This window comes from Luteimonas sp. TWI596 (assembly GCF_039674105.1).
Lineage (GTDB): Bacteria > Pseudomonadota > Gammaproteobacteria > Xanthomonadales > Xanthomonadaceae > Luteimonas.
Genome location: NZ_JBDJMU010000003.1, coordinates 145,632 through 170,367, shown reverse-complemented (window position 1 = coordinate 170,367; position 24,736 = coordinate 145,632). Strand labels below are relative to the sequence as shown.

21 protein-coding genes are annotated in these 24,736 nt (G+C 69.6%); 7 read left to right on the top strand and 14 right to left on the bottom strand.

Annotated elements, in window-relative coordinates:
• Positions 1-137 precede the first annotated feature (137 nt).
• Positions 138-2,240 carry a M13-type metalloendopeptidase gene (locus tag ABE487_RS03455; RefSeq protein WP_346452738.1) on the top strand — a complete coding sequence of 701 codons (2,103 nt, stop codon included), beginning with the start codon at positions 138-140 and terminating at the stop codon, positions 2,238-2,240.
• 185 nt (positions 2,241-2,425) lie between these two features.
• Positions 2,426-4,450, top strand: coding sequence for a M13 family metallopeptidase (locus ABE487_RS03450; protein WP_346452735.1), 2,025 nt, complete (start codon positions 2,426-2,428; stop codon positions 4,448-4,450).
• Positions 4,451-4,746: 296 nt separating this feature from the next.
• On the opposite strand, the gene ABE487_RS03445 is transcribed toward ABE487_RS03450, so the two are convergent.
• From ABE487_RS03445 to ABE487_RS03430, 4 genes are read right to left on the bottom strand one after another with little or no spacing between them, the layout of a single operon-like run.
• On the bottom strand, positions 4,747-5,394 hold the full coding sequence (locus tag ABE487_RS03445; protein WP_346443850.1) for a rhomboid family intramembrane serine protease: 648 nt from the start codon (positions 5,392-5,394) through the stop codon (positions 4,747-4,749).
• 58 nt (positions 5,395-5,452) lie between these two features.
• The gene (locus ABE487_RS03440) at positions 5,453-5,800 is read right to left on the bottom strand and encodes an MGMT family protein (protein WP_346452737.1); all 348 of its coding nucleotides are present in this window, start codon (positions 5,798-5,800) and stop codon (positions 5,453-5,455) included.
• A gap of 47 nt (positions 5,801-5,847) precedes the next feature.
• Positions 5,848-6,975 carry an inorganic phosphate transporter gene (locus tag ABE487_RS03435; RefSeq protein ID WP_346446613.1) on the bottom strand — a complete coding sequence of 376 codons (1,128 nt, stop codon included), beginning with the start codon at positions 6,973-6,975 and terminating at the stop codon, positions 5,848-5,850.
• 13 nt (positions 6,976-6,988) lie between these two features.
• Positions 6,989-7,615, bottom strand: coding sequence for a DUF47 family protein (locus ABE487_RS03430; RefSeq protein WP_183426139.1), 627 nt, complete (start codon positions 7,613-7,615; stop codon positions 6,989-6,991).
• Between the two features lie 249 nt (positions 7,616-7,864).
• Here ABE487_RS03430 and ABE487_RS03425 point away from each other — a divergent pair, with 249 nt between their 5' ends.
• Positions 7,865-9,172 carry a hemolysin family protein gene (locus ABE487_RS03425; protein ID WP_346443847.1) on the top strand — a complete coding sequence of 436 codons (1,308 nt, stop codon included), beginning with the start codon at positions 7,865-7,867 and terminating at the stop codon, positions 9,170-9,172.
• A 10-nt stretch (positions 9,173-9,182) separates the two neighbouring features.
• Positions 9,183-9,800: an exopolysaccharide biosynthesis protein gene (locus tag ABE487_RS03420; protein WP_346452734.1), complete on the top strand. Its 618-nt coding sequence runs from the start codon at positions 9,183-9,185 to the stop codon at positions 9,798-9,800.
• A 21-nt stretch (positions 9,801-9,821) separates the two neighbouring features.
• On the opposite strand, the gene ABE487_RS03415 is transcribed toward ABE487_RS03420, so the two are convergent.
• Positions 9,822-10,610 carry an RNA methyltransferase gene (locus ABE487_RS03415; RefSeq protein ID WP_346443844.1) on the bottom strand — a complete coding sequence of 263 codons (789 nt, stop codon included), beginning with the start codon at positions 10,608-10,610 and terminating at the stop codon, positions 9,822-9,824.
• 86 nt (positions 10,611-10,696) lie between these two features.
• Here ABE487_RS03415 and ABE487_RS03410 point away from each other — a divergent pair, with 86 nt between their 5' ends.
• Positions 10,697-11,527, top strand: a complete 831-nt coding sequence (locus tag ABE487_RS03410; RefSeq protein ID WP_346446620.1) for an inositol monophosphatase family protein — start codon at positions 10,697-10,699, stop codon at positions 11,525-11,527.
• Positions 11,528-11,713: 186 nt separating this feature from the next.
• On the opposite strand, the gene secF is transcribed toward ABE487_RS03410, so the two are convergent.
• The 6 genes from secF to ABE487_RS03380 all read right to left on the bottom strand — a co-directional run bounded on the left by secF (position 11,714) and on the right by ABE487_RS03380 (position 17,990).
• Positions 11,714-12,676, bottom strand: coding sequence for a protein translocase subunit SecF (gene secF / locus ABE487_RS03405; protein ID WP_346446622.1), 963 nt, complete (start codon positions 12,674-12,676; stop codon positions 11,714-11,716).
• A 13-nt stretch (positions 12,677-12,689) separates the two neighbouring features.
• Positions 12,690-14,573, bottom strand: coding sequence for a protein translocase subunit SecD (secD, locus tag ABE487_RS03400; RefSeq protein ID WP_346443100.1), 1,884 nt, complete (start codon positions 14,571-14,573; stop codon positions 12,690-12,692).
• A 71-nt stretch (positions 14,574-14,644) separates the two neighbouring features.
• Positions 14,645-14,983 carry a preprotein translocase subunit YajC gene (yajC, locus tag ABE487_RS03395; protein ID WP_183426274.1) on the bottom strand — a complete coding sequence of 113 codons (339 nt, stop codon included), beginning with the start codon at positions 14,981-14,983 and terminating at the stop codon, positions 14,645-14,647.
• Positions 14,984-15,099: 116 nt separating this feature from the next.
• Positions 15,100-16,236 (bottom strand): tRNA guanosine(34) transglycosylase Tgt, encoded by a 1,137-nt coding sequence (gene tgt, locus ABE487_RS03390; protein ID WP_346446624.1) that lies wholly within the window; start codon positions 16,234-16,236, stop codon positions 15,100-15,102.
• A 177-nt stretch (positions 16,237-16,413) separates the two neighbouring features.
• Positions 16,414-17,463, bottom strand: a complete 1,050-nt coding sequence (queA, locus tag ABE487_RS03385; protein WP_346451108.1) for a tRNA preQ1(34) S-adenosylmethionine ribosyltransferase-isomerase QueA — start codon at positions 17,461-17,463, stop codon at positions 16,414-16,416.
• Between the two features lie 95 nt (positions 17,464-17,558).
• Positions 17,559-17,990, bottom strand: coding sequence for an Lrp/AsnC family transcriptional regulator (locus ABE487_RS03380; RefSeq protein ID WP_346443303.1), 432 nt, complete (start codon positions 17,988-17,990; stop codon positions 17,559-17,561).
• Positions 17,991-18,170: 180 nt separating this feature from the next.
• Here ABE487_RS03380 and ABE487_RS03375 point away from each other — a divergent pair, with 180 nt between their 5' ends.
• Entirely contained in the window at positions 18,171-19,670 is a 1,500-nt protein-coding gene (locus tag ABE487_RS03375; protein ID WP_346451107.1) for an aminotransferase class III-fold pyridoxal phosphate-dependent enzyme, read from the top strand.
• 139 nt (positions 19,671-19,809) lie between these two features.
• Positions 19,810-21,240 carry an amidohydrolase family protein gene (locus tag ABE487_RS03370; protein ID WP_346451106.1) on the top strand — a complete coding sequence of 477 codons (1,431 nt, stop codon included), beginning with the start codon at positions 19,810-19,812 and terminating at the stop codon, positions 21,238-21,240.
• Positions 21,241-21,348: 108 nt separating this feature from the next.
• Here ABE487_RS03370 and ABE487_RS03365 read toward each other — a convergent pair whose 3' ends face one another.
• From ABE487_RS03365 to ABE487_RS03355, 3 genes are read right to left on the bottom strand one after another with little or no spacing between them, the layout of a single operon-like run.
• Positions 21,349-21,981: an inorganic diphosphatase gene (locus tag ABE487_RS03365; RefSeq protein ID WP_346451105.1), complete on the bottom strand. Its 633-nt coding sequence runs from the start codon at positions 21,979-21,981 to the stop codon at positions 21,349-21,351.
• Complete coding sequence (locus tag ABE487_RS03360) at positions 21,978-23,363, bottom strand: metallophosphoesterase family protein (protein WP_346451104.1); 1,386 nt, start codon at positions 23,361-23,363, stop codon at positions 21,978-21,980. Before ABE487_RS03360 ends, ABE487_RS03365 begins: the two co-directional genes overlap by 4 nt.
• A 20-nt stretch (positions 23,364-23,383) precedes the next feature.
• Positions 23,384-24,523, bottom strand: coding sequence for a phytase (locus ABE487_RS03355; RefSeq protein ID WP_346451103.1), 1,140 nt, complete (start codon positions 24,521-24,523; stop codon positions 23,384-23,386).
• Positions 24,524-24,736: the final 213 nt, after the last annotated feature.

The window sequence follows — 24,736 nt, the reverse complement described above, 5'->3', positions numbered from 1 at the left end:
GCGACGATCGACCTCGTTGACCATGCGGAATCTGGCGATTGCCGCATGACCTTCGACACCCCCAGGCGCCCGGGGGCAGGCGTAGAGTGCGCGCTCACAGGGCGCCGTCCGGCGCCGCTCTCCCGGAGACTGTCTTGATTGCCATCGTTCCCAAGCGCCTGCTGCTGACCGGCGCCGTTGTGCTCGCGCTGTCCGCCTGCTCGGGCGGCCAGGACGCCGCGGCCCCCGCCGCCGACGCACCGCAGACGGCCCAGGCGCCGACATTCCATCTCGACGAGACCGCGCTGCCGCCCTACAACCGCTTCCTGATCGACGATCTGGACACGACCAAGAACGCCTGCGCCGACTTCGGCGGCTACGTCAACGGCAAGTGGCTGGCGGCCAATCCGATCCCCGGCGACCGCAGCTCCTGGGGCGCGTTCGAAATGCTCGACGAGCGCTCGACCGCGGTTCAGCACCAGCTCGCCCAGCAGGCAGCCGAACACACCGATGCGACCGGCATCGAGAAGCTGGTCGGCGATTTCTGGGCCACCGGCATGGACGAGGCCGCGATCGAAGCGCAGGGGCTGGCGCCGCTGCAGGGCGAACTGGCCGCGATCGATGGCCTGACCGACAGCGCGTCGATCGCGCAGTGGCTGCGTACGAGCGCGGCCAAGGGCCAGGGCTTCCTGTGGGGCATCGGCGCGATGCCGGACTTCAAGGATTCCTCGGTCAACATCGCCGCGACCGGCCAGGGCGGCCTCGGCCTGCCCGACACCACCTATTACAGCGCCGCCGACAAGGCCGGTATCCGCGAGGCCTACGTCGCCCATATCGCCAAGGTGCTCGAACTGTCGGGCGTGCCGGCCGAGCAGGCCCAGGCGCAGGCCAAGGAGGTGATGGCATTCGAGACCCGCATCGCCAAGGTCTCCAAGTCCCGCGAGGCGTTCTCGCGCGATGTCGGGCTGTACTACAACCCGATCACCGTGGCCGAGGCCGACAAGCTCACGCCGAACTTCCCTTGGACGACGTTCTTCGAGTCGCAGGGCGTCGCGGTGCCGCAGACGCTGTCGCTGTCGGTGCCCGAGTTCCACCAGGAAGTCGACAAGATGCTGGTCGACGTGCCGGTCGAGCAGTGGAAGGCCTACCTGCGCTTCCACCTCGTCGACGGGGCCTCGCCATACCTGTCGGATGCCTTCGTGCAGCAGCACTTCGCGTTCTACGACCGCACGCTGGGCGGCCAGAAGGAAATCGAGCCGCGCTGGAAGCGGGTGCTCGGCACGGTCGACAACGAGATCGGCCACGCGATGGGCCAGCTGTACGTGCAGGTCGCGTTCCCGCCGGAGTCCAAGGCCAAGATGGAGGCGCTGATCGCCAACCTCAGCGATGCGCTCAAGCAGCGCATCGAGCACCTGGAGTGGATGAGCCCTGAGACCAAGCGCAAGGCGCTGGCCAAGTGGGAGACGTTCGAGCCGCGCGTGGGCTACCCGGACAAGTGGCGCGACTGGAGCGGCTTGACGACCTCGCGCGACAGCTATCTGGGCAACGTGCTGGCGGCGACCGAGTTCAACTACAAGTGGGATCTGGGCAAGATCGGCAAGCCGGTCGACAAGTCCGAGTGGGGCATGCGCCCGCAGACGGTCAATGCCTCCTACAACCCATTGGCCAACCAGCTGACGTTCCCGGCCGCGATCCTGCAGCCGCCGTTCTTCGATCCCGAAGCCACCGACGAGATGAACTACGGCGGCATCGGCGCGGTGATCGGCCACGAGATGACGCACGGCTACGACGACCAGGGCGCGCGCTTCGGACCCACCGGCAACATGGAGGACTGGTGGACGCCGGAGGACTTCGCCGGCTTCAAGGCGCGGACCGGCAAGCTCGTCCAGCAGTTCAACGACTACCGCCTGCCGGATGGCCGTGCGCTCAACGGCAACCACACGCTGGGCGAGAACATCGCCGACCTGGGCGGCCTGGCGACGGCCTACGATGCAATGAAGAAGGCCACCGCCGGTACGCCCGACCCGATGACCGACGGCATGACCCGCGACCAGCGCTTCTTCCTGAGCTGGGCCACGGTGTGGCGCCGCAACTTCACGCCCGAGCAGCTGACCCAGCGGCTGGCGACCGACGAGCATGCGCTCTCGTCGTTCCGCGCGATCGGCGCGCCGTCCAACCTGCCGGCGTTCGCGGCCGCGTTCCAGTGCAAGCCGGGCGACCCGATGGTGCGCGACGGCGAGCGCCAGGTGGTGATCTGGTAACGCCCCGGCCAGCCCCGATCGGCTGACCAGCGAGGCCCGGCGGCGACGCCGGGCCTCGTCGTTTCGGGGCCATCGCGGCGTTGGCGGACGCCCGCCGACCGGCGCCGGGAACGCCGCGCGCGTCTGCACGTCGGCCTCTACGGCGCTTGCTAGACTTGCCCGCATCACGCCGAACGGAAGCTGCAATGTCGATCCATTCCCCCCTCGCCCGCCCGGCCCTGCTCGCCGCGTCGATCGCCCTGCTCGTGGGCCTGAGCACCGACGCCGATGCCCAACGCCGGCGCGCAGCCGCCCCCAAAGGTCCGCCGCCGGTCACCGCCTGCAGCGACCTGTACGCCGTCGTCAACAAGGACTGGCTGGCCGCCAACGTCCTGGTCGCCGGCCAGGGCACGCGCTCGGCGCTCGGCGAACTGCAGGCGCTGGCGCAACAGCAGCAGTACGACCTGCTCGATGCCGCGATGCAAGCGCCGCAGAACAACGTGCAGCAGTTGCTGGGCGATTTCTGGGCCAGCGGCCTGGACGAGGCCGCGGTCGAGGCGGACGGCGCCAAGCCGATCGCACCACTGATCGCGCGCATCGACGGCATCCGCCGCACCCGTGACATCGCGCCGTCGATCGCCGCGCTGCATTCGGTCGGCATCCCGGTGGTCTTCAACTTCGGTGCCGAGGTCGATGTGGCGGACCTCAATCGCAACATCGCCTACTTCGTGCAGGGCGGCCTGGGCCTGCCCGACCCGGCCTACTACAGCCGTGGCGATGCCCAGACCCAGGCGGTGTTCGCGCAGTACACGCAGTACGTGCGCAACATCCTGGCGCTGACCGGCACCACCGAGGACCGGCTCGAGGCCGACACCGCGCTGGTGCTCGACCTGGAGCGCCGCATCGCCGCCGCCTCCAAGCCGCTGGCCGACATCCGCGACCCGCGCACGCAATACGCGCTGGTCGACGTCGCCGGCCTGGGCAAGCAGTACCGTCGCCTGCAACTGGAGGATTTCCTCCAGGCGCAGCACGTGACCGCCACCCAGGTCTCGCTGGCCGATGCGGCGCTGTTCCAACAGCTCGATACGCTGGTCAACACGCTCAAGCCCGAACAGTGGAAGGCCTATCTGCGCTTCCATATCGGCAATGCGATGGCGCCGTACCTGTCCAAGCGCTTCCGCGATGCCGAATTCGATTTCCACGGTCGCATCCTGCGCGGCGAAGCCGCCCAGCCCGAGCGCCGGCAACAGGTGCTGGCGGCGATCAACCGCGCCGCCGGCCCGATGGTCTCGCGCGAGTACATCGGCCGCCACCTGCCCGACGCCACCCGTGCGCGCGCCGAGACGATCGCCGGCCAGGTGCGCGACGCGCTGGGACGCGGCATCGACCGCAGCACCTGGATGAGCGAGCCGACCAAGGCCGAAGCGCGCGCCAAGCTGGCGAAGCTGCGGATCGAAATCGGCGCACCGGTGCAGGACATCGACTACACCGTCCAGCCGATGGGCCGCGGCAGCTTCGGCAGCAACATGCTCATCGCCGCGACCTGGCGTCACGGCCAGGAAATGCGCCGCATCGGCCAGACCAATGCCGCCCGCCGCTGGGACGTGTTGCCGCAGACACCGGCGCTGGCCTACGACCCGGCGCAGAACCGGATCATCGTCTCGGCCGCGGTGCTGCAGGCGCCGGTGCTGGACATGGCCCAGGACAGCGCGGCGTACTACGGCACCTTCGGCGCGCTGGTCGGCCATGAGATGAGCCGCGCGGTCGACATCAAGGGCAAGTCGGTCGACAGCAACGACGCCCTGCGCACCTGGTGGACCCCGGCCGACGATGCGGCGTGGATGCAGGCGACCGACCGCCTGGTCACCCAGTACAACGGCTATCCCTATCCCGGCCTGGCCGGGGTCAACGTCAACGGGGCATTGACCCGCGACGAGAATGCCGCCGACCTGGCGGGCGTGGAGCTGGCCTGGGATGCGCTGCAGCAGGCCACGCCCGAGCTCGCCAAGCCGTCGCGCGAGGCGTTCTTCAACGCCTGGGCGCAGTTGTGGCGGCAGCAGTCGGCGGTCGATACCGCGACGCGCAACGCCGCGACCAGTCCGCAGGCCCCCGGCCAGTGGCGCGCCAACGGCCCGGTCGCCAACCTGCCGGCGTTCGCCGAGACCTTCCAGTGCAAGGCCAGCGACGCGCTCAATCGCAAGGCCGAGGACCAGGTCCGGATCTGGCGCTGAGCCGCGCTTGGGGATTGGGGCGTCGCACCCGACCAGCAAACGCAGACGCCTAGCCGAGCCGCGCTCGTCTCCGAAGCCGGGTTGCGCGCGCCATGGCCAAAACCGGGGTCAGAGTGCAGTTTCGCGACGCTAAATTGCACTCTGACCCCGGTTCTGCGGTTCTGGGCCCCGGTGTTGAGAAGCGCCAAAAAGAAGGCCGCACACTGTGCGGCCTTCTTCGTTTTCGAGCAGTGCGGTCGATCGAGGCACCCGCTTCTACGCATCCTCAATCACGACTTCCGAGACTGCCTCCCCGCTCACAGCCGCCGCACGTGACGGCGGCTGCGGTTGAACGGCGGGCGACCGCGCCAGTTCTGGATCAGCAGCCAACCGAACAGCATGCCGCCCAGGTGCGCGAAGTGCGCCACGCCCGAGCGCGTGCCGGTGATGCCGAGTACCAGCTCGACCAGGCCGTAGACGATGACCAACGTGCGCGCCCGCATCGGGATCGGCGGAAACAGCAGCATGATCCGCTGATTCGGAAACAGCATGCCGTAGGCCAGCAGCAGGCCGAACACCCCGCCCGACGCGCCGAGCGTGGGATAGGGAAACGCCCCTTGGGTCAGCGACCACGTCACCACGGCGAGCTGGCACAACCCGGCACCGACCACGCACACCAGGTAGTAGGTCACGAAGCGGCGCGTGCCCCAGGTGTACTCGAGCTGGGAGCCGAACATCACCAGCGCCAGCATGTTGAACACCAGATGCGCGAGATTGCGCGGATCGTGCATGAAGCCGTAGGACAACAGCTGCCACGGCTGGAAGCCCAGCCCACCGGCGTCGGCACCGCCCAGCGGCCAGAGCATGAACGGCGCGAGCAGGCCGCCGATCACCAGTTGCAGCAGGAACACCACGACATTGATGGCCAGAATCACTTTGACGGCCTGCGGCAACCTCGGGAACATCGGCACTCCTCGTTATGCGCGCCCATGATACCGGCGCGCCGTGTCGACTGCGTCGCCTTCAGTCGCGCGCGTCCGGTCCCCACAACGCCGCATCGAGCCCATCGTCGGCCGGCATGCGCACGCGCCCTCGCACGACCGCCACGCCTTCGGCGCGCAACAGGCGGACCTGCGCCTCGAAGCCGGGCGAGCCCTCAGGAAACGCGATGCGCCCATCGCTGCGGACGATGCGGTGCCAGGGCAGCGCCGGCCCGTCGTGGTCGCGCAACACCCGCGCGACCAGACGTGCCCGGCCCGGCAATCCGGCGCGACGCGCGATGTGGCCATAGCCGGCGACCCGCCCGGCGGGCACCGCGCGGATCGCATCCGCGATGCGGGCGTGCGGGTGCGAGTCGGGCGCCTTCGACAGCGATGCGGGCCGCTCGGCCCGCGCGATTTTCGCCCGGCGGCCGGCCGTCACACCCAGCCGAAGTGGTGGAACACCCGGAACAGGCCGTAGGCGATGCCGCCCGACATCGGGATCGTCAGGATCCAGGCCCAGATCATCTTGTTGACCACCGACCACTTGATCGCATTCAGCCGCTTGGCGGTGCCCACGCCCATGATCGCCGAGGAGATGTTGTGGGTGGTGGAGACCGGAATGCCCAGCGACGACGCGGCGAGGATCACCGACGCAGCGCTGGTCTCGGCCGCGAAGCCGTGGATCGGGTGCAGCTTGACCAGCTTGTGGCCCAGCGTCTTGATGATCCGCCAGCCGCCCGCGGCGGTGCCCGCGGCCATGACCAGCGCACAGGAGATCTTGATCCACAGGTCGATGTCGCCATCGTTGAGCGCGGCGTCGGAGGGATGCAGGAACGCCAGCCAGCCCGGCAGGTTGTCCAGCGTGCCCACGCTCTGCGCACTGACCAGGGTCAGCGCGACGATGCCCATCGTCTTCTGCGCATCGTTCATGCCGTGCGCGAAGCCCATGCCGGCGGCCGAGACGATCTGGCTCTTGCCGAAGAACGCATTGACCCAGCGCGGCCGCGCGATGCGCGCCAGCACGCCGCCGCTGCGCGCCATCATCGAGATCACGAAGAACAGCACGCCCATCATCAGAAAGCCGGCCGCAAAGCCCAGCACCGGCGAGCTGACCATCGGCACGACCACTTTCCACAGCACGCCGGCGCTCTGCCAGAACGGCGTCGCCGGCTCCGACCACACGACCACGTCGAAGTTGTTGGAGGCCGCTGCCAGCGCGGCGCCGATCAGGCCGCCGATCAGCGCATGCGAGGACGACGACGGCAGGCCCCACCACCAGGTGATCAGGTTCCAGATGATGCCGCCCAGCAGCGCGCACAGGATCAGCTGCGAGCCGACGTCGATCACCCCGGCGTTGATCAGGCCCGAGGAGATCGTCTTGGCGACCGCGGTCCCCATCAGCGCGCCGATCAGGTTCATCGACGCCGCCAGCCCGACCGCCTGCATCGGCGAGAGCACCTTGGTGGCGACGACCGTCGCGATCGAGTTGGCGGTGTCGTGGAACCCGTTGATGTATTCGAACACCAGCGCGGTCGCGACCACGATCAGCACGAGGGTCAGCATGGTCGGCAGCCCGTCAGGAGTTCTTGAGCACGATCTCGTAGGCCACGACACCCGCCTCGCGGCAGCGGTCGATGGCCTTCTCGAGGATCTCGAAGAACTCCTTGAGCAGGAACATCTGCAGCGGATCGAGCTTGCCCGAGTAGATGTCGCGGTAGAGCTCGAGCATCAGCCGATCGGCCTCGTTCTCCAGCGCACGCAGCTCGTCGTTGAGCGCCTTCATCGGCTCGAGCTTCATGCTGCGCAAAGTCTTGACCATCTTCACCACCACCGCCGATGCCTGTTCGAGCATCGCCGCGCGCGGCGCGAAGTCGATGTGTTCCAGGTGCTGGGTGGCCAGCGAGTAGCGATCGGCGAACTTCTCGATCTGCTTGGGAATCTTGTACAGCGCCGAACCGAGCGCCTCGATGTCCTCGCGTTCGATCGGGGTGATGAAGCTGTCGACCAGTGCCTGGCTGATCTTGTCGGAGGCCTCGCGCTCGCGCATGCGCGCCAGCTTGAAGGCATCGAGCGCGGGCTGCCGGTCGGCCTCCTTGAGCATCGCGTGCAACGCGATGGCGCTGTCGTGCGCGGCGACCGCCGCCTCCTCGAGCAGGGTGTAGAACTGGTTGCCTTGGCCGAAGATGGTTTGCAGGGAGAACATGCCGACGCCTTTGTCCGCGCACCCGCGGGGCCGGGCGCTTGCGCAAGGGCGAATTATGACGGCTCCGTGACGCCTGCGACCACCCCGGACGTGCCCGGGGTCGTCACGCGGCCACCTGTTATAGTCCGGCCCGCGCCCTCCTGCGCTGCCCGCCCCCCATGGACGACGACCCTAGACCGCCCTTCGCCCGCCGATGCCCGCGCCCGCCGGCCTTCACCACCGGCCACGGCCTGAACACGGGCGCCGTCGATGATTGAGCTGATCCTCATCGTCCTGGCGCTGATCGCCTGCAACGCGTTCTTCGCGCTGTCGGAAATGTCGGTCGTGACGTCCCGCAAGCCGCGCCTGAAGCAAATGGCCGAGCGGCGCGGCGCGCGCACGGCCCTCGAGCTGGCCCAGCACCCCGAGCGCTTCCTGTCGACCGTCCAGGTCGGCATCACGCTGATCGGCGTACTGACCGGCATGCTCGGCGGCGACGCGCTGGGCAGCGCCATCGGCAGTTGGCTGGCGTCGAGGCTGCCGGCGCTGGGCGCCTATGCGGCCACCGCCGGCACGGTGCTGGCCGTTGGCCTGATCACCTTCCTGACCATCGTGTTGGGCGAACTGCTGCCCAAGCGGCTGGCACTGCTGGCGCCCGAGCGGGTGGCCAGCGTGGTCGCGCTGCCGATGCATTGGCTGTCGCGGATCGCAACCCCGGCCGTGTGGCTGCTCAGCGCCTCGGTGCGCGGCCTGCTGCGGCTGTTGCGGCTCAACGACACCGAAGCGGCCCAGGTGACCGAAGAAGAGATCCGCATGCTGGTGAGCGAGAGCCACGAGCAGGGCGTGATCGACGCCGACGAACGCAACATGGTCAATCGCGTGCTCACGCTGGGCGACCGCGATGCCGAGACGCTGATGACGCCGCGCACCCGGATCGCCTGGCTCGACGTGTCGGCCAGCTTCGAAGAGAACCTGGCGCGGATGCGCGACACGCCCTACTCGCGCTACCCCGTGCTGCGCGGCAACGATGCCGACGTGGTGGGGGTCCTGGAGATCAAATCGCTGATCGACCGGCTCGATGCGGGGGCGTTCGACCTGTTCAAGTACCTGCGCGAGCCGCTGTTCGTGTCAGAGTCGACGCCGGCGATGAAGCTGCTGGAGATCCTGCGCGAAAACCAGCAATCGCTGGCGCTGGTGGTCGACGAGTACGGCGACATCACCGGCATGGTCACCGTCAACGACGTCATGGAAGCGGTGATCGGCCGCACCCAGAGCAGTGGCGTCGACGCCTCGCCGCTGGTCGTCACACGCGACGACGGCTCGCTGCTGGTCGACGGCAGCCTGTCGGTCGAGGCGGTCCGCGAGCTGCTCGGCGGCGGCACGCTGCCGGGTGAGGACGAACACCTGTTCCACACCGCGGCCGGCATGACCATCGCCCAGTTCGGACGCATCCCCAACGTCGGCGAGCACTTCGACGCCAACGGCTGGCGGGTGGAGATCGTCGACCTGGACGGGCCGCGCGTGGACAAGCTGCTGCTGCAGCGCCTGCCCGAGGCCGAGGCCGACAATGCGGCCTGACGGGCCTGCGATGCGTTCGCGCGAGGAAGCCTCGACCCGGGAACTGCTCGCGGCGATGGCGGCGGGCGATCCTGGCGACCAGTTGCGCTTCCGCGACCTGCTGGCCGGCCTGGACAAGCGCGTGTTCGGCATGATGCTGTTCGTCGCCACGCTGCCGGCCTTCATCCCGATCCCTGGGGTCGGCGGCGCGGTCGGCGGCCCGCTGGTGATCTTCGTCGGGCTGCAGCTGCTGATCGGGCTGCGTAAGCCGTGGCTGCCCGGCTTCATCGCCGAGCGCGGCCCGCACCGCAGCGCCGTGCAGCGGTTCGAGACCGTGCTCGAGCCCTGGTTCCGACGCCTGGAGCGGGTCAGTCGCCCGCGGCTGCCGGGCGTCCTCGACCATCGCGCAGCGACCATGTTCACCGGCCTGCTGCTGGTGCTGCTGGGAATCTTGCTGGCGCTGCCGATCCCGTTCACCAACTATGTCTTCGCCGTGCTGCTGCTGGCCTATGCACTGGCGCTGCTCGAACGCGACGGCGCCCTGCTGCTGGTCGCCTGGGCCGCTGGCCTGCTGGCGATCGGCGTGTTCGGCGTGCTCAGCGGCGCGCTGGCCGCCGCCGCGACGGATTGGATCGCGCGGCTCACCTAGCCCGGCAACGCGGCCAGCCGTTCAGCGGCCGCGCTCGCCAGCGAGCTGCGCCATGCGCTGAGCGTCGGCCAGGATGCCGCGCAGCAGCCGGACTTCCTTCTCGTCGAGCCCGGTGCGCACGAACAGCCGGCGCAGCTTGCGCATCGCCGAGTCCGGCGCCCGCCCCTTGTGGAAATCGATCGCCTCGAGCGTGTCGGCCAACTGGGCGAAGAAGCCTTCGAGCTGCGCATGCGGCACGGCGTCTGCCGACGCCGGCACGACCGCCTGAGGAGCGGAGGCCTCGCCCAGCAGCGCCAGCCGCAGCTCGTAGCTGAGCACCTGCACCGCGGCCGCGAGGTTCAGCGAGCTGTAGTCGGGATTGGCGGGGATGTGCACGGCCGCATGGCACAGCTGCAACTCCGAGTTCTCGAGCCCGGTGCGCTCGCGCCCGAACACCAGCGCGACCTCGCCGCCGGCCAGCGCCTGCGCGTGTGCCGCAGCCGCCGCCTCGCGCGGACGCAGCTCGCGCAATTGCACCCGACGGCTGCGCGCGGTGCAGCCGAGCACGAACCGGCAGTCGGCGACCGCCTCGGCCAGAGTGTCCAAGCGCGTGGCCGAGGCCAGTACGTCATCGGCGCCGGCGGCCATCGCGTCGGCTTCGACATGCGGAAACTTCTGCGGCGCGACCAGCACCAGACGGTGCAGTCCCATCGTCTTGAGCGCGCGTGCGGCCGAGCCGATGTTGCCGGGATGCTGGGTGCCGACGAGCACGATGCGCAGGCGCGCAGCGATCGTGGCGGGCGAAGAGTCAGGATTGAGGGGCGCTTGCATGCCGCGAATGGTAAACTGCCCGACCGGCCAAGCGCCGGCACTGCTCTTTTTCCCCTCGAACCCGCCCGCGCCCGGAGTCGTCCGCGATGCTTCAACCTGCTGTCAACATCATGGTCAAGGCGGCGCGTGCCGGCGGCAACGTCCTGCTCCGCAACATGCACAAGCTCGACGCGCTCAACGTCGTCGAGAAGGCACGGCTGGACTACGCGAGCGAGGTCGACGGCCTAGCCGAAGAGGCGATCGTCAAGGAACTGCGCCGGGCGCACCCCGATTACGCCATCCTCGGCGAGGAAGGCGGCGCCAAGCCCGGCCGAGGCGGTGCGAGCCGCTACACCTGGGTCATCGATCCGCTGGACGGCACCAGCAATTACCTGCGCGGCTTCCCCCACTGGTGCGTGTCGATCGCGCTGGTCGAGGGCGGCGAGCCACTGCACGGCGTGATCTTCGATCCGCTGCGCAACGAACTGTTCACCGCCACGCGCGGCGCCGGCGCCCAGCTCAACGAACGCCGCATCCGCATCGCCGACCGCAAGGACCTGTCGGGCGCGATGATCGCCACCGGCTTCGCCCCGCGCGAGCGCAAGCGTGCCGGTGCGCAGCTGCGCGCGGTCGACGCCCTGCTCGAGTCCGCCGAAGACGTCCGCCGCGCCGGCTCGGCCGCGCTGGACCTGGCCTACGTCGCCGCCGGCCGCTGCGACGCCTACTTCGAGGCCGGCGTGCACCCCTGGGACATCGCGGCCGGCGTGCTGCTGGTCCGCGAGGCCGGCGGTCGCGTCAGCGACTTCAAGGGCCGCGCCACCGGGCCGCTCAATGTCGCCTTTGCCGGCGGCCGCCCGATCCTTGCCGCCAATGTGCGCCTGATCGAACCGCTGCAGCAGGTGCTGGTGTCGTCGGGGTACGCAAAGGAATTCGACTGACCCATCGGGCCAGTCGCAGGATCCGCAGACGCGGATCCCAGCCCCCGGAAACAGAAAAGCCACGCATTGCGTGGCTTTTTCTTCGTCCCGGCCCGCACAACACCGGGGGCAAAACCCGGGGCCCAGCGCCAATTTGCCCCCGCCTAAAATTCCCCTCTCACCCCGTTTTTGACCCGGCCGCCGGCCTTACGGCCGGCGCGCCAGGGCCGCTTCGTCCTTGGCCTTGGGCAACAGGTCCTGCTTGGTGACGCGCAGCACGCCGTAGGTCAGCAGCGGACAGGCGATGAAGATCGACGACAAGGTGCCCACGACCGCGCCCATCATCTGCGTCAGCGCCAGACCTTCGAGCGAGCCGCCGCCGTAGAGGAACAGCGCCAGCACCGACAGGAAGAACACCAGCGAGGTGATGATCGTGCGCGAGAGCGTCTGGTTGATCGAGCGGTTGAAGATCTCCAGCGGCTCGGCCCGCACGCCGCGGAAGTTCTCGCGCACGCGGTCGAACACCACGATGGTGTCGTTGATCGAGAAGCCCATCACCGACAGCAGACCCGCAAGCACGGTCAGGTCGAACTCGCGGCCGGTCAGCGAGAACAGCGCGGCGACCACCAGCACGTCGAACAGCGTGGTCACGCTGGCCACGACCGCGAACTTCCACTCGAAGCGCACGCTGATGTAGAGCAGGAAGCCCACCAGCACGAAGATCGCCGCGTAGATCGCGTTCTTGCGCAGGTCGCCCGAGACCTGCGAACCGATTGCCTCGGTGCTCAGGATCCGGCCGGGATTGCTGTCGCTCGTCGCGGCCGCCAGCACCTGCTGCGCCAACTGCGTGTTGCCGTCCACGCTCGCCTGCTCGTCACCGCGCACGCGGATCAGCAGGTCGTTGCCGCTGCCGAAGGTCTGCACCTGGGCATTGGCGATGCCGGCGGTCTCGAGCCGCTCGCGCACCTCGTCGACGCTCACCGGTTGCTCGAAGCGCACGTTCACCGCGGTACCGCCGGTGAAGTCGAGCGCGAAGTTGAAGCCCTTCAGGCCGATCACCGCGATCGAGGCCACGAACAGCAGGGCGAACATCGAAACCCAGACGTGGCGCAGCCGCATGAAGTCGATGCGGGTATCGCTGGGAACGAGGGTCAACGGGAAAATTTTCATGGGGTCTCTCCCGTCAGATCGCCAGGGACTTGAGTTTCTTGCGCGGCGCGTAGATCAGCGTGACCAGCGCGCGCGAGACGACGATCGCGGTGAACATCGAGGCGATGATGCCGATCACCAGCGTGACCGCGAAGCCCTGCAGCGGGCCGGTGCCGAAGGCGTACAGCGCGATACCCGCGATGATGCCGGTCAGGTTGGAGTCGAAGATCGTATCGGAGGCCTTCTCGTAGCCGGTCACGATCGCCGCCTTGGGCGGCATCCCGGCCCTGAGCTCCTCTCGAATGCGCTCGTTGATCAGCACGTTGGCGTCCACCGACAGGCCGATCGACAACGCCAGACCGGCGAAGCCGGGCAGCGACATCGTGGCGCCGAACAGCGACATCACCGCGACCACGATCAGCAGGTTCAGGATCAGCGCCAGGCAGGTGACGATGCCGAACATGCGGTAGTACAGCATGAAGAAGATCAGCGTGAACACGAACGCGTAGAGCACCGCGGTCACGCCGCGCTCGACGTTCTCCGCGCCCAGGCTCGGGCCCACGACGCGCTCTTCGACGAAGTCCATCGGTGCGGCCAGTGCGCCGGCCTTGAGCTGGCGGGCCAGGTCGTTGGCCTCGTCGCGGCTCAGACCGGTGGTCTGGAACTCGCGTCCGAACACGCCGCGGATCGTCGAGGAACTGATCACGCGCTCGACGGTCCGTGCCGAACGGACTTCCTCGCCATTGACGACGCGCACCGTCGGGATGCGCTCGACGTAGACGATGCCCAGGCGCTGGCCGACGTTCTCCAGCGTGTGGTCGAGCATGCGCTTGCCGCCCGCGCTGTTGAGCGTGATGCTGACCGACGGCATGCCGGTCTGCTGGTCGGTCCGCGGATTGGCGTTGATCAGCTGGTCGCCCGAGACGAGGATGCGCCGCGAGAGCAGCAGCGGGCGGTTGTTCTCGTCGTAGTACACGCGCGAATCGGCCGGGACGCTGCCCGAGGCCACCGCAGCGGCGGCCTGGTTCTCATCGCCGGTCACCGCGCGAAACTCCAGCGTCGCGGTCGCGCCGATCAGGCGCTTGGCCTCGGCGGTGTCCTGCAGGCCGGGCAGCTGGATGACCAGACGGTCCTCGCCCTGGCGCTGCAGCACCGGCTCGGCGACGCCGATCGAGTTGATGCGGTTGGAGATCACGGTGCGGTTCTGCTCGACCGCGTCGGTGGCGATGCGGGCGATCTCGCTCTGCGACAGGCGCACGGTGATGCGGTTGCCGTCGACGGCGATCTGCGGGCCACTGCCGGCCACCCCCTGCCCCGACGCACTCGCCAGGCTGGTGGCGATGTGCTGGCGTGCCTGGGCGACGTTGGCACCCTCGTTGAGGACCACGCCGATGCTGTTGTCGGCCCGGCGCTCGACGCTCGAATAGCCGATGCGGTTGTCGCGCAGCACGGTGCGGATGCCGTCGGCGTAGCCGTCGACGCGCTTCTGCAGCGCGGCGGCCTGGTCGACCTGCATCACGAAGTGCACGCCGCCCTGCAGGTCCAGACCCAGCGACATCGGTCGGGCGCCGAAGCGCGACAGCCAGTCGGGGACGGTCGAGGCCAGGTTCAGGGCGACCGAATAGTTCTCCCCCAGCGCCGGACGGAGTGTGTCGGCGGCCGCGGTCTGCGCATCGGCATCGTGCAGGCGCACCAGCAGGTGGCTGTCGTCGACCTCGGTGCCGACCGGCGTCACGCCCGCGTCCTTGAGCAGGCCGTCCACCTGCTGGCGCAGCGCATCGTCGATGCGCGCCTCACTGGTGCTCGGGGTGATCTGTATCGACGGATTCTTCTGGTAGGCATTGGGCAGCGCGTACAGCGCGGCCAGCACCAGCACCAGCAGGATCAGGACGTATTTCCAGCGCGGGAATTCGAGCATTGGCTTGCCTCTGGCGCCGCGCAGACGGCGCCGGGAGAGTTGCCGGGGCAAGCCCCAGCAGAATCAGGAAATCAGGCCGACTTCAGGGTGCCCTTGGGCAGCACGTTGCCGACCGCGCCCTTCTGGACCCGGATCTCGACGCGCTCGGCGATCTCGACGGTGATGAAGCTCTCGCCGATGGCGCGCACGACGCCGGCGATGCCGCCATTGGTGATCACCTCGTCGCCGACCGACAGCTTGTCGAGCATCGCGCGGTGTTCCTTGGTCCGCTTCATCTGCGGGCGGATCATCAAGAAGTACATGATCGCGATCAGGATGATCGGGAAAGCCAGCGTCGACAGCATGCTCGGCGCGGCGGGCGCCCCGGCGGCGGCGTGGGCGGGGGCGATCAGCAGGTCCAGCAGATTCATCTGGGCATCCATCAGGGTCGAAAAGGCAGCAGGCGATTATGCCACGGCCGGCCGGAGGCGCAGGCCGGGGCGTGGACGGGGGTGAAAATCGGGCGATCCGAGCCGTCAGGCCCGGCTCAGGCGTCCGGATTCCCGGTCCGGGCGCGATAGAAAGACGCCCGGAACGCGGCGAAGGTTCCCGACTCGATCGCGGCACGCATGTCCGCCATCAGGCGCTGGTAATACCAGAGGTTGTGCAGCGTGCCCAGCATCGGCCCCAGCATCTCCCCACAGCGGTCCAGGTGGCGCAGATAGGCGCGGGTGTAGCCGCCGGCGCAGGCCTCGCAGCCACAGCCTTCCTCGATCGGGCGCAGATCCTTCTCGAACTTCGCGTTACGGATGCGGATCGTGCCGGTGGAGGTGAAGAAATGCCCGTTGCGGGCGTTGCGGGTCGGCATCACGCAGTCGAACATGTCCACCCCGCGGGCGACCGCCTCCACCAGATCCTCCGGGCGGCCCACCCCCATCAGATAGCGCGGACGGTCGCCCGGCAATTGCGGACAGGTGTGGTCGAGCATCGCGTTGCGCTCGGCCTCGGTTTCGCCGACCGCCAGCCCGCCGATCGCATAGCCGTCGAAGCCGATGGCCTGGAGTCCTTGCGCCGAGCGGGTGCGCAGGTCGTGGTGCACGCCCCCCTGCACGATGCCAAACAGCGCGGCGTCGTTGCCCTCGTGCGCACGCTTGGAGCGCGCCGCCCAGCGCAGCGACAGTTCCATCGAGCGCTCGACCACGCGCGGGTCGACCGGCTTGCCGTCGATCTGCACCGGCGGGCACTCGTCGAAGATCATCACGATGTCCGAGTCGAGCGTCTTCTGGATGCGCATGCTCTCCTCGGGCCCCAAGAACACCCGCGAACCGTCGGTCGGCGCCGAAAACGTCACGCCTTCCTCGGTGATCTTGCGTTTGTGCGCCAGCGAGAACACCTGGAAACCGCCCGAATCGGTCAGGATCGGCCCGTCCCAGCGCGCAAAGCCATGCAGGCCGCCGTGCGCCTCGATGACCTCCAGGCCCGGGCGCAGATACAGATGGAAGGTGTTGCCCAGGATGATCTGCGCGCCCAGCGCGCGGATCTGATGCGGCAGCACGCCCTTGACCGTGCCGTAGGTGCCGACCGGCATGAAGGCGGGGGTTTCGATGGTGCCGCGGGGGAAATCGATACGGCCGCGCCGCGCCGCGCCGTCGCTGCCGAGCAGCTGGAAGGACATTCTGGACATCCCGCTAGTATGACCGGTCCGTCCGCGCCCGCCCCTGACGCCATGGATCGCCGCCGCCCGTTGGCCGGATGGCGAAAGCGAGGCCTGGGACGCCTGGCCGACCGGCGCACCGGCAATCTGGGCGCGATCCTCCGCAGCCCCCGGGCCGCCGCGTGCGGCCCGGCGAGGCCCGCCCGCTCAGCCGGCCGGCTGCGCAGACGCCTCGGCGCTCCACAGCAGCATCGCATCGCCGTAGGAGAAGAACCGGTAGCGCGCCGCGACCGCATGCGCGTAGGCGGCGAGGATGCGCTCGCGGCCGGCGAAGGCCGAGACCAGCATCAACAGCGTCGATTCGGGCAGGTGGAAGTTGGTCACCATCGCATCGACGCTGCGGATGCGGTAACCGGGGAAGATGAAGATCCGCGTCTCGCCCGAGAACGGGTGCAGTTCGCCGTCGACGCTCGCGCTCTCGAGCGCACGCACGACTGTCGTGCCGACCGCGATCACGCGGCCACCGGCCTGGCGGGTGCGCCGGATCTGCGCGACCAGTTCGGCACCGACGTTGAGCCACTCGCTGTGCATGCGGTGCTGGCGGATATCGTCCACCCGCATCGGCTGGAAGGTGCCGGCGCCCACATGCAGGGTCACGTGACCGAAGGCCACGCCCCGCGCACGCAGCCGCTCGAGCAAGGCATCGTCGAAATGCAGGCCCGCGGTCGGCGCCGCGACCGCGCCGACCTCGCGCGCGAACACCGTCTGGTAGCGCTCGGCGTCGTCGCGCCCCGGCTCGCGCCGAATATAGGGCGGCAGCGGCATGCGTCCGGCCTGAAGCAACCAGGATTCGAGCGCGTCGCCGACCTCGAAGCGCAGGTGGTAGAAGCCCTCATCGCGCGACAGCACCTCGGCGCTGCCGCCACCGTCGAGCACGATCCGCCCCCCCGCCTTGGGCGCCTTGCTGGCGCCGATCTGCGCACGCGCCTCGTTGCCGGGCAGCAGGCGCTCGATCAGGATCTCCACACGGCCGCCGCTGTCCTTGTGCCCGAACAGCCGCGCCGGGATCACCCGGGTGTCGTTGAACACCAGAAGGTCGCCCGGCTGCAGCAGCTCGGGCAGGTCGCGCACGTGACGATCGTCGAACGCGCCGTCGGCAGGCGGCACGACCAGCAGCCGGCTGGCCGAACGCTCGGCCAGCGGCGCCTGCGCGATCAGCGCGTCCGGCAGGTCGAAATGGAAATCGGACTTCTTCAAGAGGCGCCGACGATCGGAAGGGGCGGCCATTGTAGGTCGAGGCGACGGGCGCGGTGGCGCCATGGGCGCCGGGTGGAGCGGCAGGCGTGGGACGTCTACCGTTCGAACTTGGTCGACAGAATGATCGACGAGGTCGTGCGCTCGACGCCCTCCAGGCAGCCGATCCGGTCGGTCAGCACGTCCATGTCGGCGACGGTCGGCACCACGCCGAGCGCGATCAGGTCGTAGGGCCCGCTGACCGAATGCAGCGTGCGCACCGCATCGATCGCGCGCAGCGCGGTCACCACCGGGGTCATCTGCCGGGGCCGGACGCTGATCATGATCTGCGCGCGGATGTGCCCCTGCTCGAAGTCGTCGCGCACCCGCACGGTGTAGCCGTTGATGACGCCGTCGCGCTCGAGCCGCTCGATCCGGCTCTGCACCGTCGTGCGCGACAGCCCGAGTCGTCGCGCGATCTCGGCGGTCGACAGCCGTGCGTTCTCGCGCAACAGCATCAGCAGGCGGACGTCGGCAGGCTCGCTGGACATTTTCACGAATAGATTCGGCGATGCGCCGAAATCCTAGCAGCGATTCGGCGATCCGTCGCTACCGGCCGACGGAATCGTCCAGATAATAGAAGGGACGTACCGGCTGGGGAGCCGGTCTCGCCTATCGTCGCGAGCCCGCGCCCGCCCACCGGCCCGCCTGCCGACCTGGGAGTCCACCGTATGTCCGTGACCCGTATCCTCGCCCCCCTGCGTGCCCATGGCGGCGCACGCCGCACGACCGGCCTGCCCGACGATGTCGTCGAGACCTACGCCGCGCGCCACCCCGCACTCGTCGAGGCGCTGCAGGCCGCCGCGGACGAGTACGCCCGGATCGGCGGCGAGTTCGCCGACCTGCTCGACCTCGACGAGGACGCCCAAGCCCGCACGGTGCAGGCTGGCTACGTCAACTTCTACCCCGGCGACGCAGTGAACCCCTACGTCGCGCTGGCCGCACGCGGCCCGTGGATCGTCACCCTCAAGGGGGCGGTGCTGCATGACTCGGGCGGCTACGGCATGCTCGGCTTCGGCCACACCCCCGCGACGATGCTCGAGGCGATGGCGCGGCCGGTGCCGATGGCCAACATCATGACCCCGCACCTGTCGCAATTGCGGCTCGACCGCGCGCTGCGCCGCGAGATCGGCCACACCCGCGACGGCGGCTGCCCGTACAGCCATTTCCTGTGCCTGAATTCCGGCTCAGAATCGGTGGGCCTGGCCGCACGCATCGCCGACATCAACACCCGCGTCCAGACCGATCCGGGCGGCCGCCATGCGGGGCGCACGATCAAGCGCATCGTGGTCAAGGGCAGCTTCCATGGCCGCACCGAGCGCCCGGCGCTGTACTCCGACTCCTCGCGCGCGACCTACAAGAAGTACCTGGCCAGCTTCCGCGACGAGAACTCGCTGATCACCATCCCGCCCTATGACGCCGACGCGCTGCGCCAGGCGTTCGCCGATGCGGACGCGAACGGGTGGTTCGTCGAGGCCGTGTTCCTGGAGCCGGTGATGGGCGAAGGCGATCCCGGCCGTGCGCTGCCGCCCGCGTTCTACGCCGCCGCGCGCGAGCTCACCCGCGCCCACGGCAGCCTGCTGCTGGTCGACTCGATCCAGGCCGGCCTGCGCGCGCACGGCGTGCTGTCGGTCGTCGACTATCCCGGGTTCGAAGGCCTCGACGCGCCGGACATGGAGACCTATTCCAAGGCACTCAACGCCGGCCAGTACCCGCTGTCGGTGCTCGCGGTCTCGCAAGACGCCGCGCAGTTGTACCGCAGCGGCGTCTACGGCAACACGATGACCGCCAATCCCCGCGCGCTCGACGTGGCCTGCGCGGTGCTCGAGCAGCTCACGCCCGAGATCCGCGCCAACATCCGTCAGGCCGGGCGCCGTGCCATCGAGCGGCTGGAAGCGCTGCGCGCCGAAGCGGGCGGCGCGATCACCCAGGTCCAGGGCACCGGCCTGCTGTTCTCTTGCGAGCTCGATCCCCGGTACAAGTGCTACGGCGCCGGCTCGACCGAGGAATGGCTGCGCGAGCGCGGCATCGGCGTGATCCACGGCGGCGCGAACTCGCTGCGTTTCACCCCGCACTTCGCGATCGGCGACGACGAACTTGCGCTGCTGGTGGACATGGTCGGCAAGGCGCTGCGCGAAGGCCCCCGCCAGACGGACGCCGCCGCGGCCTGATAAGGTCGGCGCCCCGCGCGGCCGGCACCGGTCTGCGTCCGCCCGGGCGCAGACGCGGCCACCGAGCCGTCCGATGCGCCCGGAGGACGTGCGCCGTCGCCATCGATCCGCGCGCTTTGCTTCCGACAGCGTGGTGACCATGATTCGACGTTCCGTCCTGCTCGCGCTGCCGTGCGCGGCGCTTCTTCTCTCGGCCTGCGGCCACGACAGCGCCACGCCGGCTGTGGAACCGCCGGCCGATGCCGTCCTGCTCGGCCGTCTGTTCGACGCGCGTGCCGGCACGGTGCTCGAACAGGGCGTCGTGGTGATCGCCGGTGCGCGCGTGCGCTGTGCCGGCGCGCGCCACACCTGCGCCTGGGACGACGCGGCCGCGCAACACGATTACGGCGACGCCCTGCTGTTGCCCGGACTGATCGACCTGCACGTGCATGCACGGCCGCATTTCATCGGCGCCTTCGTGCCGTCGGGCGTCACCACGATCCGCGATGCCGGCAACACCCTCGACATGCTCGCCGACCTGCGCGCGACGCCGGGTGCGCCGCGCCTGTTCGCGACCGGCCCGCTGCTCGACGGTGCGGTCAGTGTCCTGACCCCCGATGGCCCTGCGCCGTTCGATGCGGCGGCCCTGGGCACCCAGCCCGCGATCACACTGACCTCGCCTGACGACGCCGCCACCGTCGTCGACGCCCTGGCCGCGGCCGGCGTGGACTGGATCAAGCTCTACGAGCAACTGCCTCCCGCAGTCTTCGACGCCGCGACACAGGCCGCCGCGCGTCACGGCCTGCCGGTCATGGCCGATCTCGGCACGGTTCTGACGCGCGGGCTGTCGGGCGCCCATGTCGATGCGCTGCAGGCCGCCACCGCCGGCGTCGGCACGCTGGAACATCTCGGCGGCGCCGCGCTGGCGTACCAGCGACTGGGCGGCGATCCGGCCGCCGACACGCTGGATCCGGTCCTGCTCGACCGGATCGTCGCCGAGCTCGCGCAGTCCGTCGTCGCCCTGGTGCCGACGACGGCCAACGGCATCCAGTTCGCGACGCCCGACAGCCTGACGCGCGACGACCTGCCCGGTGCAGACCGCCTGGCCGTCGACGTCGCCGAGCACTGGTCGGCGCTGTCGGGCATCCTCGCCGAGCCTCGAGTGCAGGCCCGTGCGCGTGCCGACCAGGCCCTGATGGCCGCCCTGTTACCGCGCCTGCTGGCGGCCGGGGTCCGCGTCGGGGCAGGCTCCGACCTGCCCGCTGCGCCCTACATGCTGCCCGGTCCGGCGCTGCACCAGGAACTCGAGGCCCTGGTACGCATGGGCCTGACCCCGGTGCAGGCACTGCAGGCGGCGACCCATGTGGCCGCCGACATCCTGGGCCGGTCCGATCTCGGCCGGCTCGAAGCCGGTGCGCGCGCCGACGTGCTCGTCGTCAGCGGCGACCCACTGGCCGACATCCGCGCCACCCGCACCATCCAGGCGGTCTGGGCCGACGGCGCGCAGGTCGACCTGCCCCAGGCATGGGCATCGGTCGAGGCTGCGTTGCGCCTCGCGCGCGAGGCCCACGCCGCAGACGCCGAGGGCTGAGCCGGTAGACCATGCTGGCCGACAAGGCGTCCCGATTCGCAGCGGGGCCATCAACGGCCCCGCCCGTTCTCTACCGCGCCGCGCGGCCCCGGCCCTCGACTGGTCGCCTCAGCGCCCCGCAGCCTCGATCGCGTCACCGATCAGCGCGCGCGCGGCGGCGGCGTCGCCCCAGCCGTGAAGGGTCACAGCGCTGCTGCCCTCGGGCAGGTCCTTGTAGACGCGGAAGAACGCCTCGATGCGCGCGCGTTCGGCGGCCGGCAGATCGGCGAGATCGCGCACCCCGGCATAGGTCGGGTCGACGTCGTCGACCGGCACGCCGACGATCTTCTCGTCGGCCTGTCCGCCGTCGCGCATGCGCAGCACGCCCAGCGGCCGGAACCGGAGCAGCGCGCCGGGATGCACCGGCGCACGCGTGAGCACCAGCGCATCGAGCGGATCGCCATCGCCGGCACGTGTGCCTGGCATCGCGCCATAGTTCGCCGGATACACGACAGGCATCGACACGAAGCGATCGACGTGCAGCAGGCCGTCCTCGGCGCCGATCTCGTACTTGACCATGCCGCCGGCGGGGATTTCCACCACCAGCAGTGCGTCATGCGTCGACGGGTCGGGCTGGCGCGCGTGGACGGGATGACCCGCGGGGCCGGCCGCCCAGGTCGCTGCCCCCGCCAGGCTCAGCCCTGCCCCCAGCATCAGCGTGACCACCGCCATGCCGAAGCGCGTGCCTTGCATCGCGCTCATTCCCAGCACCGGTCGGCGCGACCCTTCAGCGAGCCCTCGCGCGTGCAGCGCCGCGTGTCGATTCTGCCATCCTCCCGTTCGACCAGCCGCTTGCGGCCATCGTCGTCGTGCAGTTCGAACGCGTCGTACAACCGACCGGTCGCCGTGCGCGCCTCGTAGCGCAGCACCGGGCCATCGACGCGCAGCACCTGGAACAGTTGGGTGTCCTCGGCGATCGGTGCCATCGTCGCCAGCGCCTGCGGCCCCAGGCGGTACTGCTTGGCGCCGGCCACGCTGACCAGGAGTTGTGGCGTATCGCCGTTCGCATCCAGCGCGCGGCGGCCGTAGCCGTGGTCGTGCCCCTGCAGCACCAGGTCCACGCGGTGCCTGCGCAGCACCGGGGCGAGGTGTGCGCGCAGCGACGCGTAGTCGCGGTCGGCGCGCAGTGCGTACAGCGGCTGGTGGATCTGCACCACGCTCCAGCGGTGCGGGTTGTCGGCCAGCACGCGGTCCAGCCACTGCGCCTGCGCCGGACCGGTCCCCAGATCCAGGATCGAGGTGCCGTCGAGCACGACGAAGCGCACGCCCTGGTAGTCGAACCAGTACGTCGTCGCTTCCACGCCGGGCGCGCCGTTGCGCGGCAATGCGAACGTCACCGGCCAGTGTGGCGACAGCACCCGGCGTTCCTGCGGTGTGTCCTCGTGCTCGTCGTGGAACTCGTGGTTGCCTGCCGCCGGCGCGGTTGCGATGTCTTCGGGCAGGCCGCTGGCGGCCTCGAACCACTCGGCCCACTCGTCGTCGTCGGCGCCCTGCCCGGCCCCACCGCCCGACACCAGATCGCCGGCGAACAGCGCCAGCTTCGCGTCCGGCGCCCAGCGCCGCGACTCGCGGATCACCCGGGTCACCAGCGCAGTGTTCTGGTTCTGGGTGTCACCGAAGTACAGCACCGTCAGCGGCGCGGCCTCTGCGGCCGCGGTGCGAAAGTGGAACCAGGGACTCCATGTGCCGTGGCCCTGCACGCGCCAGGCATACAGCGTATCGGGCGTCAGGCCGTCGACATCGGCGCGGTGCTGGTGCGCGACGCCGTTGCGCGTGTCCAGCGACTGGGTGGCGGCGACGATCGTGCGTGCGCGCCCACCCGCGATGTCCGGCGTGTCGTCGGCCGGCGCGATCTGCAATTGCGGCGCACGCACGCGCGCGTCGGTCCGCCAGGCCACCGCGAAGCCGGTCGCTGCGTCCTGCGCCGGCGAGGCGACGATGCGGTCCGGATACGCGCTCGCGGCATGCCCGCGATCGCCCTCGGGCACGCGGGTGTTGGGCTCAGGCTGTCGCGGCGCCTCGGCGTGAACCGCAGGCGCAAGCAAAGCCAGCGTGAGCAGCGCTGTACGCCAACACACAGACATGACGAGGCTTGCTCCCATGATCAGGACCGCCCGCACGCGGGCAGCGACAGCGCCTGCGCGATCGCGCGCCAGTCGAACGCGACCAACCCCTGGTCATCGTGCACCGCATAGAGCGCGCCGTCGGGGAAGTTCGCCGACGGTGCGTCGTGCAGCCAGATGCCATCGGTGTTGGCGACCGTCTTTCCGACCACGGCGCCGACGTGCGCAAGCGAGCGCCGGTCGAACAAGTGGAACGCGGTCCGGCCCTTGCCCTGCTCGGTCGTGATCCACCAGCCGCCGCCATCGGCGCAGGTCTTGAGCATGATGCCCTCGGCCTGCGCCTGGAACACATCGCGGCCGACCGTGCGCCCGGCGTAGCGGCCGGCCAGGTCGTAGACCTTCAGTTCGTTGGCATAGGTCTCGTCCTCCTCGGCGATCAGCAGGCGATCGTTCGCCGGGTCGCCCCAGATCGACTCGACCACCCGCAGTGCGCCGTCGGCCGTGGTGTCGCCGAAGGCGCCCAGCGCCTCCACCGCGAACGTCCCGCGATCGGGGCGCAGCGCATAGCGGTGCACGCGCCGGTCGAGCTTGTCGAGCGGCGGCAGCACATCGTGGCCCTGCGCATCTTCGCCATCGTCATAGGCGTCGGTGACATAGACCGTATACCCCTCGCCGGCGCGGTCGATCCACAGCCCGTACGGCTTGACCAGGTCCTGCGCGGCGAACGCGAGCACCGGCGCGAAGTCCGGCAGCCGCAGCACCTGCACGCGGTGGTTGTCGCGCTCGACGACGAACACGAGGTCGTCGATCACCGCGATGCCGTTGGGACGCCGGAACTGACCGGCCCCACCGCCCGAAGCGCCGAACGTGCGCAGCGTCTCGCCGCTCGCCCCGTCGTAGACGACCAGACGGTCGGTGGACTTCGCCGTCGCGATCACCAGCACCCGGCCATCGGGCGCGGCCCATGCCGCCGGCGAGTCGATGTTGTCCTCGGGGGTCAGCGCACTGACGAACGCTTCCTCGACGATCGGCAGGTCGCGTCCGGGCGTAGCCGGCGTCGCAGGGGCCTCGGCGCTCGGCTGGCCGGCGATGTTGGGCGCGGACGCAGAACAGCCTGCGATGCACAGCGCAAGCGATGCGATCGCCCACGTTCGGAAAGGGACGAAGGGAAGCCTTGTCATGGATCACCAGGAAGTCGTGTCATCGGGGACGCGCAACGGTCACGCGACGGTCATGCCGTATTGCGGCGACCGCGGATTGTGTGGACGGACGATGACACCGGCATGTCACTGCGATGGCGCACATGCAGCATCGCCATCATGAATCGGCAACACAACTGACCCAGACTTTTCGAAACGTTCCCGAGGCGCTCGTGAACACCGGCCTGCACCACG

Coding starts and splice junctions, on each gene's coding strand:
- ABE487_RS03420 (WP_346452734.1), top strand. CDS start 9,183: ATGCGTTCGCGCGAGGAAGCCTCGACCCGGGAACTGCTCGCGGCGATG.
- ABE487_RS03435 (WP_346446613.1), bottom strand. CDS start 6,975: ATGCTGACCCTCGTGCTGATCGTGGTCGCGACCGCGCTGGTGTTCGAA.
- secD (WP_346443100.1), bottom strand. CDS start 14,573: ATGCTCGAATTCCCGCGCTGGAAATACGTCCTGATCCTGCTGGTGCTG.
- ABE487_RS03365 (WP_346451105.1), bottom strand. CDS start 21,981: ATGAGCGCGATGCAAGGCACGCGCTTCGGCATGGCGGTGGTCACGCTG.
- tgt (WP_346446624.1), bottom strand. CDS start 16,236: ATGTCCAGAATGTCCTTCCAGCTGCTCGGCAGCGACGGCGCGGCGCGG.
- ABE487_RS03450 (WP_346452735.1), top strand. CDS start 2,426: ATGTCGATCCATTCCCCCCTCGCCCGCCCGGCCCTGCTCGCCGCGTCG.
- ABE487_RS03445 (WP_346443850.1), bottom strand. CDS start 5,394: ATGTTCCCGAGGTTGCCGCAGGCCGTCAAAGTGATTCTGGCCATCAAT.
- ABE487_RS03425 (WP_346443847.1), top strand. CDS start 7,865: ATGATTGAGCTGATCCTCATCGTCCTGGCGCTGATCGCCTGCAACGCG.
- ABE487_RS03430 (WP_183426139.1), bottom strand. CDS start 7,615: ATGTTCTCCCTGCAAACCATCTTCGGCCAAGGCAACCAGTTCTACACC.
- ABE487_RS03380 (WP_346443303.1), bottom strand. CDS start 17,990: ATGTCCAGCGAGCCTGCCGACGTCCGCCTGCTGATGCTGTTGCGCGAG.
- ABE487_RS03375 (WP_346451107.1), top strand. CDS start 18,171: ATGTCCGTGACCCGTATCCTCGCCCCCCTGCGTGCCCATGGCGGCGCA.
- ABE487_RS03360 (WP_346451104.1), bottom strand. CDS start 23,363: ATGTCTGTGTGTTGGCGTACAGCGCTGCTCACGCTGGCTTTGCTTGCG.
- ABE487_RS03370 (WP_346451106.1), top strand. CDS start 19,810: ATGATTCGACGTTCCGTCCTGCTCGCGCTGCCGTGCGCGGCGCTTCTT.
- secF (WP_346446622.1), bottom strand. CDS start 12,676: ATGAAAATTTTCCCGTTGACCCTCGTTCCCAGCGATACCCGCATCGAC.
- ABE487_RS03410 (WP_346446620.1), top strand. CDS start 10,697: ATGCTTCAACCTGCTGTCAACATCATGGTCAAGGCGGCGCGTGCCGGC.
- yajC (WP_183426274.1), bottom strand. CDS start 14,983: ATGAATCTGCTGGACCTGCTGATCGCCCCCGCCCACGCCGCCGCCGGG.
- ABE487_RS03415 (WP_346443844.1), bottom strand. CDS start 10,610: ATGCAAGCGCCCCTCAATCCTGACTCTTCGCCCGCCACGATCGCTGCG.
- ABE487_RS03355 (WP_346451103.1), bottom strand. CDS start 24,523: ATGACAAGGCTTCCCTTCGTCCCTTTCCGAACGTGGGCGATCGCATCG.